Annotated in this window: 17 protein-coding genes; 10 read left to right on the plus strand and 7 right to left on the minus strand. The window is 68.4% G+C overall.

Annotated features, from left to right (window positions below; translation table 11 throughout):
• Window positions 1-42 precede the first annotated feature (42 nt).
• A complete protein-coding gene (locus DJ018_RS16955) occupies window positions 43-603 on the plus strand; it encodes a peroxiredoxin (RefSeq protein ID WP_111516172.1) in 561 nt (186 codons plus the stop codon).
• On the opposite strand, the gene DJ018_RS16960 is transcribed toward DJ018_RS16955, so the two are convergent.
• Window positions 604-1,104, minus strand: coding sequence for a DUF2059 domain-containing protein (locus tag DJ018_RS16960; RefSeq protein WP_111516173.1), 501 nt, complete (start codon window positions 1,102-1,104; stop codon window positions 604-606).
• Window positions 1,105-1,340: 236 nt separating this feature from the next.
• Between DJ018_RS16960 and rpsF the strand changes: the two genes are divergently transcribed.
• From rpsF to rplI, 3 genes are read left to right on the plus strand one after another with little or no spacing between them, the layout of a single operon-like run.
• Entirely contained in the window at window positions 1,341-1,706 is a 366-nt protein-coding gene (gene rpsF / locus DJ018_RS16965) for a 30S ribosomal protein S6 (protein WP_111516174.1), read from the plus strand.
• Between the two features lie 18 nt (window positions 1,707-1,724).
• Window positions 1,725-2,006 (plus strand): 30S ribosomal protein S18, encoded by a 282-nt coding sequence (rpsR, locus tag DJ018_RS16970; protein WP_111274513.1) that lies wholly within the window; start codon window positions 1,725-1,727, stop codon window positions 2,004-2,006.
• Window positions 2,007-2,021: 15 nt separating this feature from the next.
• Entirely contained in the window at window positions 2,022-2,606 is a 585-nt protein-coding gene (rplI, locus tag DJ018_RS16975) for a 50S ribosomal protein L9 (RefSeq protein ID WP_111516175.1), read from the plus strand.
• A 103-nt stretch (window positions 2,607-2,709) separates the two neighbouring features.
• On the opposite strand, the gene DJ018_RS16980 is transcribed toward rplI, so the two are convergent.
• On the minus strand, window positions 2,710-3,285 hold the full coding sequence (locus DJ018_RS16980; protein ID WP_133254322.1) for an alpha/beta hydrolase: 576 nt from the start codon (window positions 3,283-3,285) through the stop codon (window positions 2,710-2,712).
• Between the two features lie 339 nt (window positions 3,286-3,624).
• Here DJ018_RS16980 and DJ018_RS16985 point away from each other — a divergent pair, with 339 nt between their 5' ends.
• Window positions 3,625-4,932, plus strand: coding sequence for a M28 family peptidase (locus DJ018_RS16985; RefSeq protein ID WP_205853803.1), 1,308 nt, complete (start codon window positions 3,625-3,627; stop codon window positions 4,930-4,932).
• Between the two features lie 92 nt (window positions 4,933-5,024).
• Here DJ018_RS16985 and DJ018_RS16990 read toward each other — a convergent pair whose 3' ends face one another.
• The 3 genes from DJ018_RS16990 to DJ018_RS17000 form a co-directional block, all read right to left on the minus strand.
• Window positions 5,025-7,916 (minus strand): TonB-dependent receptor plug domain-containing protein, encoded by a 2,892-nt coding sequence (locus DJ018_RS16990; protein WP_111516178.1) that lies wholly within the window; start codon window positions 7,914-7,916, stop codon window positions 5,025-5,027.
• Window positions 7,917-8,120: 204 nt separating this feature from the next.
• Window positions 8,121-8,792, minus strand: coding sequence for a glycoside hydrolase family 11 protein (locus tag DJ018_RS16995; RefSeq protein WP_276309841.1), 672 nt, complete (start codon window positions 8,790-8,792; stop codon window positions 8,121-8,123).
• A gap of 81 nt (window positions 8,793-8,873) precedes the next feature.
• Entirely contained in the window at window positions 8,874-9,461 is a 588-nt protein-coding gene (locus DJ018_RS17000; protein WP_111516180.1) for an FMN-dependent NADH-azoreductase, read from the minus strand.
• A gap of 107 nt (window positions 9,462-9,568) precedes the next feature.
• On the opposite strand from DJ018_RS17000, the gene DJ018_RS17005 reads away from it, so the two are divergent.
• From DJ018_RS17005 to DJ018_RS17030, 5 genes are all read left to right on the plus strand, one after another.
• Window positions 9,569-10,498: a LysR substrate-binding domain-containing protein gene (locus DJ018_RS17005; RefSeq protein WP_111516181.1), complete on the plus strand. Its 930-nt coding sequence runs from the start codon at window positions 9,569-9,571 to the stop codon at window positions 10,496-10,498.
• Between the two features lie 2 nt (window positions 10,499-10,500).
• Window positions 10,501-10,695 (plus strand): hypothetical protein, encoded by a 195-nt coding sequence (locus DJ018_RS17010; protein ID WP_111516182.1) that lies wholly within the window; start codon window positions 10,501-10,503, stop codon window positions 10,693-10,695.
• Between the two features lie 131 nt (window positions 10,696-10,826).
• Entirely contained in the window at window positions 10,827-11,597 is a 771-nt protein-coding gene (locus tag DJ018_RS17015) for an archaeosortase/exosortase family protein (RefSeq protein ID WP_165842963.1), read from the plus strand.
• Window positions 11,594-12,079: a hypothetical protein gene (locus tag DJ018_RS17020; RefSeq protein WP_111516184.1), complete on the plus strand. Its 486-nt coding sequence runs from the start codon at window positions 11,594-11,596 to the stop codon at window positions 12,077-12,079. The genes DJ018_RS17015 and DJ018_RS17020 overlap by 4 nt, the downstream gene beginning before the upstream one ends.
• A 505-nt stretch (window positions 12,080-12,584) precedes the next feature.
• Complete coding sequence (locus DJ018_RS17030; protein WP_205853804.1) at window positions 12,585-13,043, plus strand: DUF1579 domain-containing protein; 459 nt, start codon at window positions 12,585-12,587, stop codon at window positions 13,041-13,043.
• Between the two features lie 49 nt (window positions 13,044-13,092).
• Here the strand turns inward: DJ018_RS17030 and DJ018_RS17035 are convergent, their stop codons facing one another.
• Entirely contained in the window at window positions 13,093-14,538 is a 1,446-nt protein-coding gene (locus tag DJ018_RS17035; RefSeq protein ID WP_276309842.1) for an NAD(P)H-hydrate dehydratase, read from the minus strand.
• 17 nt (window positions 14,539-14,555) lie between these two features.
• Window positions 14,556-15,125: a histidine phosphatase family protein gene (locus DJ018_RS17040; protein WP_111516187.1), complete on the minus strand. Its 570-nt coding sequence runs from the start codon at window positions 15,123-15,125 to the stop codon at window positions 14,556-14,558.
• Window positions 15,126-15,413 lie beyond the last annotated feature (288 nt).

Here is a 15,413-nt window from a genome sequence, read left to right on the forward strand (position 1 = left end):
CGAAACGGCGCTATATTGGCGGTCATCACATCGGAGACCGCCATGAAGCGCCTGTTCGTCCTCGCCGCCGCCGGCGCCGCCCTTGCGGCCGCCCCCGCCTGGGCCGACCTGAAGCCCGGGACCAAGGCGCCCGACTTCACCGCGCCCGCCTACCTGGCCGGCAAGCCCTTCACCTACAACCTCGCCTCAGCCCTCAAGAAGGGTCCGGTGGTGCTGTACTTCTTCCCGTCCGCGCACACCGCCGGGTGCAACCTCGAGGCCCGCCTGTTCTCGGAGTCGGTCGACAAGTTCAAGGCCAGGGGAGCCACGGTGATCGGCGTCACCGCCGGCAAGGTCAATGAACTGGCCGACTTCTCGCGCGAGACCGAGCACTGCGGCGGCAAGTTCCCGGTGGCCGCCGACCCGGGCGCCAAGATCGCCACCCAGTTCGACGCACGCATGCAGGGACGGAACGGCGGCCCGGCCCCCGAGCTGTCGTCCCGCACGTCCTACGTCATCGGCCGCGACGGGCGGATCGCCCACGTCTACACGGCCATGGATCCGACCGGCCACGTCGATCAGACCCTGGCGGCCGTACAGAAGCTCAAGGTGGCGAAGCGCTGATCAATCAGCGCCGCAGTCGATCCGCTTGCACAGCCGCTCGCGGAGCTCATCCTGCATCTGCGGCATGAGTTCGGCGATCACCGGCTGCACCTTGCCGGTATAGGCGGGCACCTTGGCCATCATGGATCGGCCGAGCGGGCTTTCGTAATAGGCCACGCCCGCCTCCAGCTCCGCTTCGGTGAAGCTGGCAGCCACCACGGGCGCCATGCGCTCGATGAGGCTCGGCATCACGACCGCCACGGCCTCGGTGCTGGACTGGGCGAAGGCGTCCGTGAAGCCCGCCGGCGCGGGGCTGCCTGTGCGCTTCTCGAGCGAGGCCACCAGAATGGGAGCCAAGCCCTGCATGGTGGCCGTCATGGTGCGGTCCATGTTCAGGGCGGCGATGTAGCGGCGGGCCAGTTCCAGCGACTTCGGCGTGGGCGCGGCGGATTGCGCCAGGGCCGGCGTGGCGGACACAACGAGGGCGACGGCGCACAGGGCTGCGCGGACGAGTTGCGACATAGGTACGATTCTCCCCAGACTTGAGCGGGAGACTATGAGCGGGACGGCGCCGCGCAAGCGCAAAAGCCTTGCTCCATCAGGCGTTTTCCCGTATTTGCGCGCCTCTTCACGGAAGGCGGTCTCACGCGGAACGCGAATGGGTCGGGAAACCCCCGGCCGCCGCGCTGAGAGCCATCGTATCCGACGGACCTTCCGGCCGTCGTCTGCGCCGCTTTCCAGAACGGAAGAAGGAAACTATGGCTCTCTACGAACACGTGGTCATCTCGCGGCAGGATATCTCGCCGCAGCAGGCCGAAGCGCTCAACGACACCCTGAAGGCTCTGATCGAGCAAGGCGGCGGCTCCGTCGCCAAGATCGAGTACTGGGGTCTGCGCAACCTGACCTACCGGATCAAGAAGAACCGCAAGGGTCACTACTCGCTCCTCGCCATCGATGCGCCGGCCGCCGCCGTGCAGGAAATGGAACGCCAGCTGTCGATCAACGAAGACGTGCTGCGCTACATGACCGTCCGCGTCGAAGAGCTGGACCTCGAGCTCTCCCCGATCCTCGCCCGCCGCGATCGCGACCGCGATCGTCCGCGCGACGAAAACTTCCAAGCTTAAGAAAGGGGGGACTTCGACATGACCGACGAAACCTCCGCCGCCCCGGCTCCGGCCGCTGGCGCTTCCGCGGGCGGCGCGCGCCGTCCGTTCTTCCGCCGCCGCAAGGTTTGCCCGTTCTCCGGCGCCAACGCCCCGAAGATCGACTACAAGGACGTGAAGCTGCTGCAGCGCTACGTGTCCGAGCGCGGCAAGATCGTGCCATCGCGCATCACCGCGGTGTCGGCCAAGAAGCAGCGTGAACTGGCCAAGGCCATCAAGCGCGCCCGCTTCCTCGCCCTCCTCCCCTACGTCGTGAAGTAAGGGAGCCAGAAGCACATGAAAGTCATCCTGCTTGAACGTGTGGAAGGCTGGGGCGGTCTCGGCGACGTCGTGACCGTGAAGGACGGCTACGCCCGTAACTTCCTCCTGCCGCGCCAAAAGGCGCTCCGCGCCAACGCCGCGAACCTGAAGGTCTTCGAAGCGCAACGCGCCGAAATCGAAGCCCGCAACGCGCGCGCCAAGGACGCCGCCGGCAAGGCCGGCGAGAAGCTCGACGGCACCTCCTACGTGCTGATCCGTCAGGCCGGCGAAAGCGGCCAGCTGTACGGGTCGGTCGCCGGTCGTGACGTGGCCGACGCCATCCAGGCGGAAGGCGGCAAGGTCGAGCGCTCGATGGTCGTGCTGGACAAGCCGATCAAGACGCTGGGCATGCACGAAGTGAAGGTCCGCCTGCACGCGGAAGTCACCGTCACGGTGACCCTGAACATCGCCCGCAGCCAGGACGAAGCCGAGCGCCAAGCGCGCGGCGAGAACGTCATCAGCTCGCAGTTCGAAGAAGAGCGTCTGGCGGCCGAAGAAGCCGCGGCCGACCTCCTCGAAGGCGGCGCTGGCCAGATCGAAGGCGACTACGCCGAGGCGTAAGACTTCGGTCATTCAGACCAAACGGAACGGCGCGGGAGTCTCTCCCGCGCCGTTTTCGTATCCACAGCAGCAAAGCGCCGAGCTGGCGGGCCGAAAGCCATGCTCAAGGGGAGGCGTGCGCCGCCCTCAGGCCGCAAATGTCGCGGGCCACCTCGCTCATGTCGCCGTTCAACTGGTGATCTCGCCCGGGCAAGGCTCGGACCACGCCTTGGGGCAGCGCGCGAGCGTACATCCGTAGGTGTGAGACCGGGACGCTTGCGTCCGCCTCGCCATGGTACAGGAAAAGAGGTGCTCCGGCGGGGAAGCGGCCTGCCGCGTCCGCTGGCAAGGCGACGTCGTCCCAGCGCCAGAAGTGGTGGTCGTGCCAGAACGGCGCCGCCACAAGGAAGACGCCCGCGATCAGGTCCGGCCCGCTGATGTCCGTCTCCGTCATGAGCCTGGCCAACACCGAGCCACCGATGGAGTGGCCGACAGCCAAGGCGGCAGGCGCCGTTCCCCTCACTTCTTCAAGAATGACAGCTTTCCAAGCGTCGTAGTTGGGCTCGCCCTCGTCCGGCATGGCCGGGTAGCGGACATCGTATCCAGGTCCGAGGTTGCGGCGCAGGCTGTCCGCCAGGGCCATGTCCGAGACATATGCGCCCTTGCTCCCGCCTTGAACCAAGAGAACTCGCTGCAGCATCATCCGCCTCCAGCCTCGCCGCCCTGTCCTGCAGATCAAAGGACGCGAGAGCGCCCGCCAAACCGACTCCATCGGCGTCCGGGCGCATAGTTGGCGACCAAAAATTGTGCGCCTTCGGAGCAATCGAGGCGCCGGACCGGCGGATCGTCGACAGTCGAGCTCCGTCGCTCCGTTCAAGATGCGCCGAGGCGCCGTCGCCCCCTACCATCGCTTGCTTCCAGCGGGCGATCGGCGCCTGCTTAGGACGCGCCGTCGCGGCTCTGTGCTGCGGGCATTCACACCAAGCCGGCATGGTGCGCCGGACCACCTGATCGGTCAGACGAGATACGAGGGGTCATTGTGAGATTACAGTACCTGGCTTTTGCAGCGCTCCTGCTGCCCGCGATCGCGTCCGCCCAGGCGACGCCCGATCCTGCACGGCTCAAGGCCGATGTCGCCAAGCTGGTGAGCTTTGGCACGCGGCACACGTTGTCCGATCCTGACCATCCCACCCGCGGCATCGGCGCGGCGCGGCGCTGGTACGCCGAGGAGATGAAGCGGATCAGCGCGCGTTGCGGCGGCTGCATCCAGGTGTCCAACATCGAGCGGGTTTTCACCAATGAGCGCGCACCGAAAGGCGTCAATGTGGTGGACGTCCTCGGGATCCAGCCCGGCCGCGATCCGAACCGGGTGGTGATCGTGCAGGGCCACATCGACAGCCGCGTCAGCGACGTCATGAACTTCACCAGCGATGCCCCGGGCGCCAACGACGACGCGTCGGGCGTGGCTCTGGTCCTGGAGTCGGCGCGTCTGCTCGCCGGGCAGACGTTTGACGCCACCATCGTCTACGCCGCCCTTTCAGGCGAAGAGCAGGGCCTCCTCGGCGGGACGCTGCTGGCCGAGACCGCCAAGGAGCGGGGCTGGGTGGTCACCGCCGTGCTCAACAACGACATCGTGGGCAACACCGTGGGCCAGAACGGCGCGCGGGTCGCCGATCGGGTGCGGGTGTTCTCGGAAGGGATCCGCGCCAGCGAGGCTGTCCCCGAGCAGCTGACGCGCCGCGGCAACGGCGGCGAGGACGACGGCCCGAGCCGCGCGCTCGCCAAGGCCATCGACCACGTGGCGGAAGGCATCCCGGGCGGGCTAGACGTGTTCGTCGACCGTCGCCCCGACCGCTTCGGCCGCGGCGGCGACCATGAGCCGTTCCTGCGCCTGGGCTACCCCGCCGTTCGCTTCTCGGTGGGTATCGAGAACTACAACCAGCAGCACCAGGACCTGCGCACCACCGGCGGGGTCGAGTACGGCGACACCATCGACAAGATGGACTTCCCGTACCTGGCCAAGGTGACGGCGGTGAACGTGGCGACCATCGCCCGCCTCGCCGCTGCGCCCCCGGCGCCCGAGCAGGTCCAGCTGCGCGGCGCTCTGGGCAGCGACACCACCGTGGTCTGGACCGCCGTTCCCGGCGCGACGGGCTATCGCGTCCACTGGCGGCGCAACGACCAGCAGGACTGGACCAGCCACCGCGACGTCCCCGCGGGCGCCGCCGAGACCGTGCTCAAGGACGTGATCGTCGACGACTACTTCATCGGCGTCTCCGCCCTGTCGGCCTCCGGCGCAGAAAGCATCGTCACCTTCGGCGGACGGGCGCCCCGCCCGGCCCGCTGATCAGCCTCAGGCCCGCCAAAGCCTGATTGAAAAGATCGAACCCGCGCCGGTCGCCCGGCGCGGGTTCTTTCGTTTCGCAGCAAGGTCGGCTGCTAGAACACGAACCTCATGCCCGCCCGGTAGGAGCGGCCCAGCAGGTCGTAGGGCGCGCTGGTCCCGAACGAGGTGCCGCTGCTGGGGATCGGCTCGGGATCACGGTCGAACAGGTTCTCCACCGCGGCGAACAGCGTCACACGGTGGCCGCCCACGGTGATGTCGTAGTTCTGCGCCAGCTCGAAGTACCAGACGGGATCCACGCGGTTGAAAGCGGCCGGAATACCGGTCCGGCTGGTTTCCGGCTGGTTGGTGATCGTGCCCTTGCCCAGGTAGCGGGTGGTCAGGGTCGTGCGGCTCGGCCCCACGGCGTAGGTCGTGGTCAGCAGGCCGCGCCACTTCAGACTGCCGAAGGTGCCGAGGGTCGGCGGGACCGAGTCGCCCGGCAGCACCGTTTCGTCCTTAAGCCGCTGCGAGACCAGCAGGCGCAGGTTGATCGACCCCGGCAGCGATTGGTTGAACCGGTCGAGATCGGTGCGGTAGCTCGCCTCGTAGTCGATGCCTTCCACCGACACCGTCTGGGCGTTGATGCCGCTGGTGTAGATGGTGGCGTTGACCAGGTTGGTCTGCCCTGCAGCCTTGACGATGCTGTCGCAGGCCGCCGGGTTCACCGGCCGATTGAAGCCGTAGCACATGTCGATGATCTGCTGGGCGCCCACCGCGGTGATCGCGTCGGCGATGTCGATCTTGTACCAGTCGACCGAAGCGCTGAACCCGGGCAGCCAACGCGGCTGGTAGATGCCGCCCGCCGTCCAGGTGTCGGCGATTTCCGGAGTCAGATTCGGATTGCCGCCGCTGAGGGTGATGTTCGGCACCTGCGGGCTGCCCGGCTGGGTCCGGTCGAGATAGGCGTTCACGAACTGGCTGCTGGGCGCGAACAGGTCGTTCAGGTTTGGAGCCCGGATGTCGCGCGAGCGGGTGCCGCGCAGCCGGAGGTCGGCGACTTCCCAGGTGAGACCCGCCTTCCAGGTCGTGACCGGCCCGCTGGTGGAGTAGTCGGTCCGGCGGACCGCGCCGTTGAACTCCAGGCTGCGGGCGAAGCTGAGGTCGCTGAGCAGCGGCACCAGCACTTCGGCGAACACCTCCTTGACGTTGTAGCCGTTGCTGCCGCCCTTGAAGTTGCCGACATTCCAAAGCGACTGCAGCGAAAGGGCGTCCGCCGTCGAGGAGAAGGACTCCTTGCGGTACTCGAAGCCCGCCGCCACCGACACCTCGCCGGCCCAGGTCGAGAACGGGCTGTACTGGGCGTCGATCGACCAGACGTCCTGGACGAAGTCGAGATCCTGCCGCGTCTGAAGGCCTTCGCTGTAGCCGGTGACCCAGGCGATGGAAGCCGCGCCGAGCGAGCCTTCCCCGAAGAGGTTCATCGGCACGCAGCCGTTGGACGGGTTGGCCAGGGTGGAACGGCAGATCGGGGCGCCCGCCGCCACGCCTGGGACGCCGCCGGTCGCCGGGTTAGCGATGGCGTCGATCGCCTGGTTGAAGCGGCTGACGATGATGTTGTTGTCGCGGGTGTACCAGACGTCGCTGTGGCCGCGCTGGTAGTAGGCCCGCCAGCGCCCGCTGTCCGCGAACCGGCCCTCCAGGGCGGCGAGGATGCGGTCCTGGCGGCGGTAGTAGCCCGCCTCGCCGATGTGCGTCCCCGGCGTGTTGATCATGTCGTAGAAGAGCCGGTTCATCTGGAACGACGTGACGCCGGCCCGGTCCATGGCCTGCTGCGTTTCCGCCGGCAGGAAGGGATTGCTCCGGTTGATGGTGATCGCCGTCGAGCCTTGGCGATTGTAGACCGCCGACCAGTTCACGGTGTCGTTGCCGGCGTAGCTCGCCTCGAAGATGGCGGTGATGTTGTCGGTCAGCGCGTAGCTCGCGCGGCCATAGATGCTCCAGTGTTCGTCGTCCGGCAGCAGGGCGCCGCGGATCGGCATGGACTCGACCGTCCCGCCCGCCTGCACCTGGCCCTGCTGGATCGGTCCGAACACGAAGTTCTGCACCGCGCCGCCAGGACCGAAGGCCATGCCCCGCAGCGGGCCGGAGGCGATCACACCGCCCGGCGTGCTGTTGTAGCCGGCGTCGGTGCGCACGATCGTTCCCGGCTGGCCGTTGGTGGCCGTCCAATCGGGGTTGTTCAGCAGGCGAAGACCCGGCTGGAACCAGCCTCGCGGGTCGTCATAGAAGTCGATCCGCTCGCCCTTGTAGTAGTTGCCGCTGAGCAGTACGTGGCCGCGGCCGCCGGCGAACTTGGCGCCGAAGGCCAGGTCGCCCGACCCGATGTCGCCGTCGCCGTGGGCGGTCCGGCTGAAGTTCACCCCGCCCTTCAGGCCGGTGAAGCCGGTGTCGAGGATGAAGTTGACCACGCCGGCCACCGCGTCCGACCCGTAGGCGGCCGAGGCGCCGCCGGTCACCACGTCCACACGCTGCACCAGGTTCTGCGGCAGGAGGTTGACGTCCACCGCCGGCGACATGCCCGACCCCACCACACGGCGTCCGTCCAGCAGCACAAGAGTGCGCGTCACGCCCAGGTCACGCGCGCTCAGCTGGTTCGCACCGCCCGTGGCGTTGGCGAACAGGGTCGTGGTGCGCGGCGTGTTGCCTGTGCCCATGGAGGGCAGCTGGGTGATGTAGTCGGCGATATTGGTGGGGTTCCGTTCCTGGATGTCGGCGGTGGACAGAACCGTGGTGGGCGTCGGCGCGTCGTTGCCGTTGCGCACGATGCGCGAGCCGGTGACGACCACCTCGCCGACTTCGCTGTCCGAGCTGTCGGACGCAACCTGCCCTGCGCTCTGCGCCGCAAGAGCTGGACTGGCCGCAAGCCCCCAGGCCGGAGCCGCCACTACCGCCACGCCGGCCAGCAGCCGCGAGCGCAGAACCTTGAACCTACCGCTTCGATACATAAGAGCCCCCAATCACTTTGGCGGCCGGATGCTGCGGGGCGTTGGACGGGAGTCGCGCGGGAAATGGCCAGGGCGGCCGCAAACAGAAGCCTCCGCCCACGGATTGATCAGGCAGGAGGCGGCCGGTTGCGCATTCCGGGCAGACGGCTCTCTAGGGCGGCAGGCTTTAGCGGGATGGGTGAACGCTCAGCGATCGGCAGGCGGTCAGCGCGGCTGCTCCCAGACGGTGACCTCTGACCGTCCCGTGCTGCCGAAGCCCTCGGTGGCCATGACCTGGTAGTTCATCGTCCCCAGCCGCATGCCCAGGCGCTCCCACGCCCTGACGTGGTTGGAGAAGGTGATGGCGGCGTCGGCGCCCTGCGGCCTGCGCTCGGTGCGGACGCTCCAGAATTGGGTGAAGGTCTGCGTGCCCAGGATCGACGGCTTCTCGACGCGGGTGGTGCGGTAGATCTGGTACGTGCCGCCGTCGCTCTCCACCGTCCCGAGCACAGGCGCGCTTTCGCCAGGCGGCTTGAACGCCGAGCCCCAGCTGTCGACGACGTAGTACTCGACCAGCGGATCGACGGACCAGCCGTAGAGGGTCAGATAGGAGTTGGCGCCGGGCTCGAACGTCGCGCGATAGCCGAGCCGCCGTTCCTTGGAGCCGACCTCCCAGCCCTTGCCGACCACCAGGTTCTTGCGGGGAACGAGGTGGTAGCGGGTGCTGTAGCGCCCCTTCGGCGCGAGCGTCATGCAGGCGTCGCCGCCGTCTTTCCAGAAGGTGAAGTAGAAGCCGTCGTGGTGGCCGGTGGCGTTGCTGCAGACCTGCCGCGGGGCCTGCGCCCCGGCCGAGGACGCAAGCGCCGCGCAAGACAGTCCGAACGCAAACGACTTCAACCACATACCCTTGGACCCCTCTGACTAGGCGCAAGGGTAGACCACCGGCGGACATCCGCAACGCGTCGGATGCGACCGGGGCTACGCCACCAACTTGGCGGTCAAGGTGGCGGGGACGTTAGCGGCGTCGGCCAACGCCTTGCTGAGGGCGGCCTCGCGCGCTTCGGGGCCAAGCGCCAGGCCCTCGGCTCGCACGATCGCCACGTCTTCGATGCCGATGAAGCGCAGCAGCTGGAGAAGATGCGGCTCGTGGAAGTCGGCGGCGGCGCTGGGCGCGCCGGGCGCGTAAACCCCGCCGCGGGCCGACGCGATGATCACCTTCTTGCCCCCGGCCAGGCCCTCCGGACCGTTCGGGCCGTAGCGGAAGGTGCGGCCGGCGACGAGGATGTGGTCGAACCAGGACTTCAGCTGGCTGGCCATGCCGAAGTTGTACATGGGCGCGCCGATCACCAGCACATCGGCCTCCAGGAACTCGCGCAGCACCTCATTGTCGGCCAAGGTCGCAAGCCCCGCGCTGTCGAGGTGCCGGATCGGGTCCGCGTCGAGGTCGCGGCGCACCACCTGCAAGGTGGGATCAGCGGCGGTCAGCGCGTTCACCACGGCGGCGGAGATGTGGCGGCTGGCCGAGCCCGGCCCGGTGATCCCGGCGTCGATGTGGAGCAGCTTCATGGGTGCGTGTCCTTCCAGTGCGTTGGCACGCCGCCTATCTGTTGCTGCAACGAGCGGAGCAGTAGTCGTCAGTTGCGCGACAGTCCGTTGCAGAAACAGGACGCCGAATGCCGGACCTGAACGACCTGAGCTTCTTCGCCGCGGTGGTGTCGAACGGCGGCTTCTCGGCCGCCTCGCGAGCGTTGGGTGTGCCGAAGTCGCGGATCAGCCGGCGCGTGGCGGCGCTGGAGGACGAGTTGGGCGTGCGCTTGGTGGAACGGTCCACGCGCCGCTTCAAGGTCACCGACGTGGGCCAGGACGTCTACCGCCACGCCCGCGCAGCATTGGCCGAGGCCGAGGCCATCGACGACGTGATCTCCCGCATGCGGGCCGAGCCGCAGGGGTTGGTGCGTATCAGCTGCCCGCCCGGCGTGGACCGGCTGGTGGCCGGGTGCCTGCCCCACTTCATGGCGGCGCATCCGAAGCTGAAGCTGCAGTTTCTGATCAGCAACCGGCGCGTGGATCTCATCGAGGAAGGCGTCGACATTGCGGTGCGGGTGCGGCAGCAGCTGGACACGGACGCGGACCTGCAGGTGAAGATCATCGAGCGGACGAGGTCGGTGCTGGTGGCGAGCCCCGAGCTGCTGGCGGCGCGCGGCGCGCCGGCCTCCCCCAGCGATTTGGCGTTGTTCCCCACGGTATCCCTGGGCGAAGGCGCCGGTGTGGACCGCTGGCGTCTGATGAACCAGGCGGGCGAAACCATCGAGGCCGCGCACGCACCGCGCTTGACCGCCAGCGCCTTCCCCCTGCTGCGAGAAGCGGTGCTGGGCGGTGTTGGCGTCGGCTTGCTGCCGGAATATGCCTCACGCGAGTTCTTGGAGAGCGGCCGACTGGTGCGGGTGCTGCCTGACTGGGAAGCGCCCCAGGGGATCTTGCACCTGGTGTTCACGTCCCGGCGCGGCCTGCTGCCAGGCGTTCGAGCTGCGCTGGACTTTCTGGCGGCGACGCTTCGGTCCGACTCCCCTGCCTGGCAGGTCGAAAGCGTGAAGCTGCTGTAGCCATGAGCCACTTAAGCGAAGAGCTTGAAAACTATCTGATCTGGGCGCTGGCGCTGCTGGCGGCGGCCCCGATCGCCATGGCTGCGGTGCGACGCTACGAGCAGGACGAACCCTTCTACGCTCTGGGTCTCCTAGCGGCAGCGGGGATCGTCCTGTTCGCATGCCTGGCCGGCCTGGGGCAGGTCTTCCACGGCTGAAGCTTTCGCGAGGACAGATACCAGCGTTCGCGGCTGACGCCGTTTGGCTGTATGCTCTGCCGATGAGCGAGGGCGCTGATATCAGAGCGGCCGTTGTCACGCTTCCCGGCGGCGTCGTTTCACGCGGCGCGATGGACCGGCGCGAGATCCTGCTCTGGGCCCTGGCCGCCGCCGCCATCAGCTTTCTGGTCCGCAACTACTTCCGTATGGAGGGGGCGGAGCGGTTCGCCATCTTCGACAGCCTGGCGTTCGCCGCGGCGGCCATGCGCCTGGCCCGTTGCGCTCCCGTCGCAGCACGTCCAGCCGACATCGGCGCGGCATTCGCCGCCGCCGCGCTCGCAGCGCTGGGGCCGAACCACGCGGCGGGCGCCGCCTTGACCCTGCTGTCGCTGACAGTCCTGACCTCGCGGGACGTGAACGCCAGGGCGGCGGGCGCGGTGATGCTGGCGCTGGCCGTCCACCAACTGTGGAGCAAGATCCTGTTCGCGGCGGTCGGTCCGGAGATCGTGAAGGTGGACGCGACGCTGGTCGGGTGGGCCACGCAGCTGTTCGTGCCGGGGGCGACCTGGACGGGCAACATCATCACCACCAGCCCCACGTTCAGCATTGTCGTCGAGGAGGGCTGCTCAAGCTTCAGCAACGTCTCGCTCGCCCTGCTCTGCTACATGAGCGTCAGCCGCCTTGAGCGGCCCGAATGGCGCCAGGGCGACCTTTGGGTGATCGGCGCCACCTGCGCGGTGCAGATCCTGCTGAACGTGGCCCGGATCTTCGCGATGGCGCAGTCCTATCCACTCTTCCAGTTCTGGCATGATGGCGCGGGCGCCGGGATCTATGCCGCCGCCGCCGCCGCTTGCGCCGTGCTGATCAGCGCCGTCGGCACCCGGCTGGTCGGACGAACATGAGCTGGGTCTATCGCCTGGCCGCCGCCCTGCTGCTCATCGTCGCCGCCGCCAACGCCTGGTCGGAGCGCCCGTCGCTTCACCCCCGTTCGGAGATCGCCCAGCGGCTTGCGTCCATGTTTCCGGCTTCCGATGCGGCGCAGGTCCGGGATGCGAGCGAGCGGATCTATCAGGTGAGCCTTAGGGCCTGCCCTCGCCCGCTGATCATTGCGGTGGTGCCGCCGAGCTTTACGCCGCGCGCAGCCCTGTTGAACCTTGCGGCGCCCGGGGACCGCACCTTGTACGCATATACGGATTGGGTGGGCGCCGAGCCTGACCGCATCGCCGTGTTCGCACGGCGGGTGTGGCGTCCGCTGCTCACCTCGGTTGGGCTGAGCCGCTATGGTCGTCTACGCGAGATGCTGGTCATTGCAGAGCCGGCGGGATGCGACCTGGCCTCGACCGCACGCTGGGAACGTTACTGGCGCGGCGGCGGCAAGACCTGAGCCTGCTGCGACTGCGGACTGCCGCGGCGCCCCTAGTCGTCGGACCGCTTCTTGGGGCGGCGAAGCCGGGTGGCTCCCACGAGACCGAGCATGGAAAGCGCGGCGACGGCCGCAGGAACGCTCGCGGCCAATCCAGGCGCGGGCGCGCCATGGGCCTGAGTTGGGGCGGCCGGCGCGCTCGCCGGCGGGGGGCCGTCACGCCGCGCTCCGTTCTCGCTATGAACAAAAAGGGCGGCGACGGCGGACATCAACAGGGCGACGATGGGCATGGCCAATCCTTAAGCGTCAGCGATCCCAGGCTGCGCCGCGGACCGGATTGGGCGCGGCTCGCCGCTCGAGATCTCTTGCGACCCTCTCAGCTAGACCCATCGGGCCGCCGAAACCCGAACATCGGCTAAACTCTCGGCGCGTTCGTCCGCGAGCGGAGCGCTCCCGCTCCCCGGTCTGCTGACAGACCCTGGCAGCATGGCTGGGCTATGCCCTGTGAACACAGATGGAGGGGTTCATGGGCGACTTCGGCTTCCAGACCGGCGAATGGCGCGTGCACCACCGCAAGCTCGCGGAGCGTCTGACGGGATGTTCGGATTGGGTGGAGTTCAACGGGACCTGCCGCGCTTCGGAGCTGACGGCCGGCGAGGCCAATGTCGAGGACCAGTTGCTGGACGATCCGGCGGGCGCCTATCGCGCGGCGGCGTTCCGGCGATGCGACCCGCAGACGGGCGAATGGGCAATCTGGTGGCACGACGGACGCTCCACGCTGCTGGACCCGCCGGTGAAAGGCCGCTTCGAGGGCGGCGTCGGACGCTTCTACGCCCATGACACCCTGCGGGGGCAGCCCATCCTCGTGCGGTTCGTCTGGTCGGACATCGGGCCTGAACGAGCGCGTTGGGAGCAGGCGTTCTCACCAGACGGCGGGGCGACGTGGGAGGTCAACTGGATCATGAGCTTCGAACGGACGGCGTAACCCGCCCATCCGGTCGAGCCCTCTGTGTCGGCACGCCCGCCGAGCCTGCTCAGCGCTCTTCGTAGAGCCGGCGCAGCACGGTGGGCGCCAGGCCGGGCAGGTCCTCGGAGATCAGGCCGGGACCATGGAGTTCGGCCGCTTCGGCATGGATCCAGGCCGCGGCGCAGGCCGCCTCGAAGCTGTCCATGCCCTGGGCCAGCAGGCCGCCGATGAAACCGGCCAGGACGTCGCCAGACCCGGCGGTGGCCAGCCAGGGCGATCCGTTGCTGTTTACGGCGACGCGGCCGTCGGGTGCGGCGACCACCGTATCGGCGCCCTTCAGCAGCACCACGGCGCTTGCCCGCTCCGCCGCACGCCGCGCGGCGGTGATCCGCTCGGCGCTGTCCTTCAGCAGGCCAGGGAACAGCCGCTCGAACTCGCCCTCGTGCGGGGTGAGAACGTCGTCCCGGTCGAGCACGGAGAACAGCTCCTCCGGATCGTCACGGAAGACCGTGATGGCGTCGGCGTCGAGCACCAGGGCAGCCCCGGTGCGGGTCAGAGCCAGCACGTTGAGGAGGGTCGCTTCTGTGATGCCGGCGGCGGGACCGATAACCGCTGCATCCACTTCAGCGGCCGCCTGCTCCAACTCGAGATCGGTGTCGAACGGCCGCAGCATCACCGCTTCCAGATGAGCGGCGTTGGAGCGCAGGGATTCAGTGGGCGAGCAGATGGTCACCAGCCCCGCGCCTATCCGAAGCCCGCCGCGCGCGGCAAGACGCGCAGCGCCAGTGCTCCAGGCGTCGCCGCTCACCACCACAAGGCGTCCACGTGCATGCTTGTGCGAGGCGGCGGTCGGCCACGGAAAGCGCGGCAGCCACAGCTCGGGACCGTTCTCGAACAGGCGGCTTGCCGTCTCCCCCAGACCGATGTCAGCGACCAGCACCTCGCCGCAGCAGCTGCGGCCAGGCTCCAGCACGTGCGCAGGCTTCCTGGCGTGGAAGGTCACGGTCAGCGCGGCGCAAGCACTTGCGCCCAGGGCCTGGCCGGTGTCGCCATCGATGCCGCTCGGCAAGTCGATGGCGACGACCTGCTCCGGTTGGGCGGCCATCTGCAGGGCGACGGCCGCGGCCTCCCCCTCCAGCCCGCGTGCGAGCCCCGCTCCAAAAAGCGCGTCGACCCAGAGCCCTGGCTCAAGGGGCGCGCTCAACGGCTCGAGGGGGCCGTCCCAGCCTGCCCGCGCCTGACGGGCGTCAGCCGTGGCGGGATCGGCCAAGGCGCGAACGCTGACGGGCCAGCCCTGCGCCTTCAGCAGGCGGGCGACCACATAGCCGTCGCCGCCGTTATTGCCCGGCCCGCAGACGACAGTGACCGGCTGGCGGGGAAAACGCTCGAGGATGGCGTCGGCCACGGCCGCACCTGCGCGCTCCATCAGCACCGGCCCCGGCGTTCCGGCGGCGATGGCCGCTGCGTCGGCGGCGGCCATCTCGGCCACGGTGAGGATTTGCTGCGGGGCCAAGTCTCGTCCTCGTTCGGCTAAAGAACCTGCGTCGTGGCTTCGGCCCCTTTGGCCACCAAGGTCAAGCGTGCGCCATCCGTTTCCAGAACGGTGATGGAGGCGTGGTCGGGTCGAAAGCTCAGCACCCTCGCCTCTCCCAGCAGCAAAGACACCACCGCGTTGATCGCCACGAAGTGGCTGAACACGGCCGCCCCGCCCCGGGCGACCAGTGCGCCCGCCACCTCGCGTCGCCAGACTTCATAGTCGAGATCGCCGCGGATCTGCGCCCAATCGCCGGCGAAGGCGTTCCGAAGCCACTGGGGGCGCTCGGCGTCACTGAGGTGGGCTGGCGTCGGGATCTCGCCCACCCGCGCCTCAGTGAGGATCGGCACGCCCAAGGCGACGGCGGTCGGACGGGCCGTCTCCTGGCAGCGCTGCAGGGGCGAGCTGACCACGGCTTGCGGCCGCTCAGCCGGCGGCCGACTCAGCAGCCAGTCGCGGGCGACTTGCGACTGCTGGGCGCCGAGAGCGTCCAGGCCCGGGTCAGCGCTCGCCTCGCCCCATGCCGCCGCCGGCCGTCCATGCCGGATCAGGTAGATGCGCGCCATGCCGCCTCGTCCGCTGCAAACTTCAGCAACCCGACGTTCCTCCACATGAGCGTCAAAAACGCGCCTACTGATTTTCCCCGCGTTTTTGGGGAAACCGTAACAGAAGCGGGGCTCGGTGACCGCTCAGCAGGGGCGTCAGATGCGATCCTAGGCAGTGAAATCGCGCTCACAAGGACCAAACTGGCAATGTGCATTTTGTGGGCGCATTCAGCCTATTTTCTAGGCGCCCGCACGATTGCGGGGCAAACGGGAGCCCACCAAGCAGACTCCGGCTTGTCCGGCGCACGG

The organism is Phenylobacterium deserti (assembly GCF_003254705.1).
Classification (GTDB): Bacteria; Pseudomonadota; Alphaproteobacteria; order Caulobacterales; family Caulobacteraceae; genus Phenylobacterium; species Phenylobacterium deserti.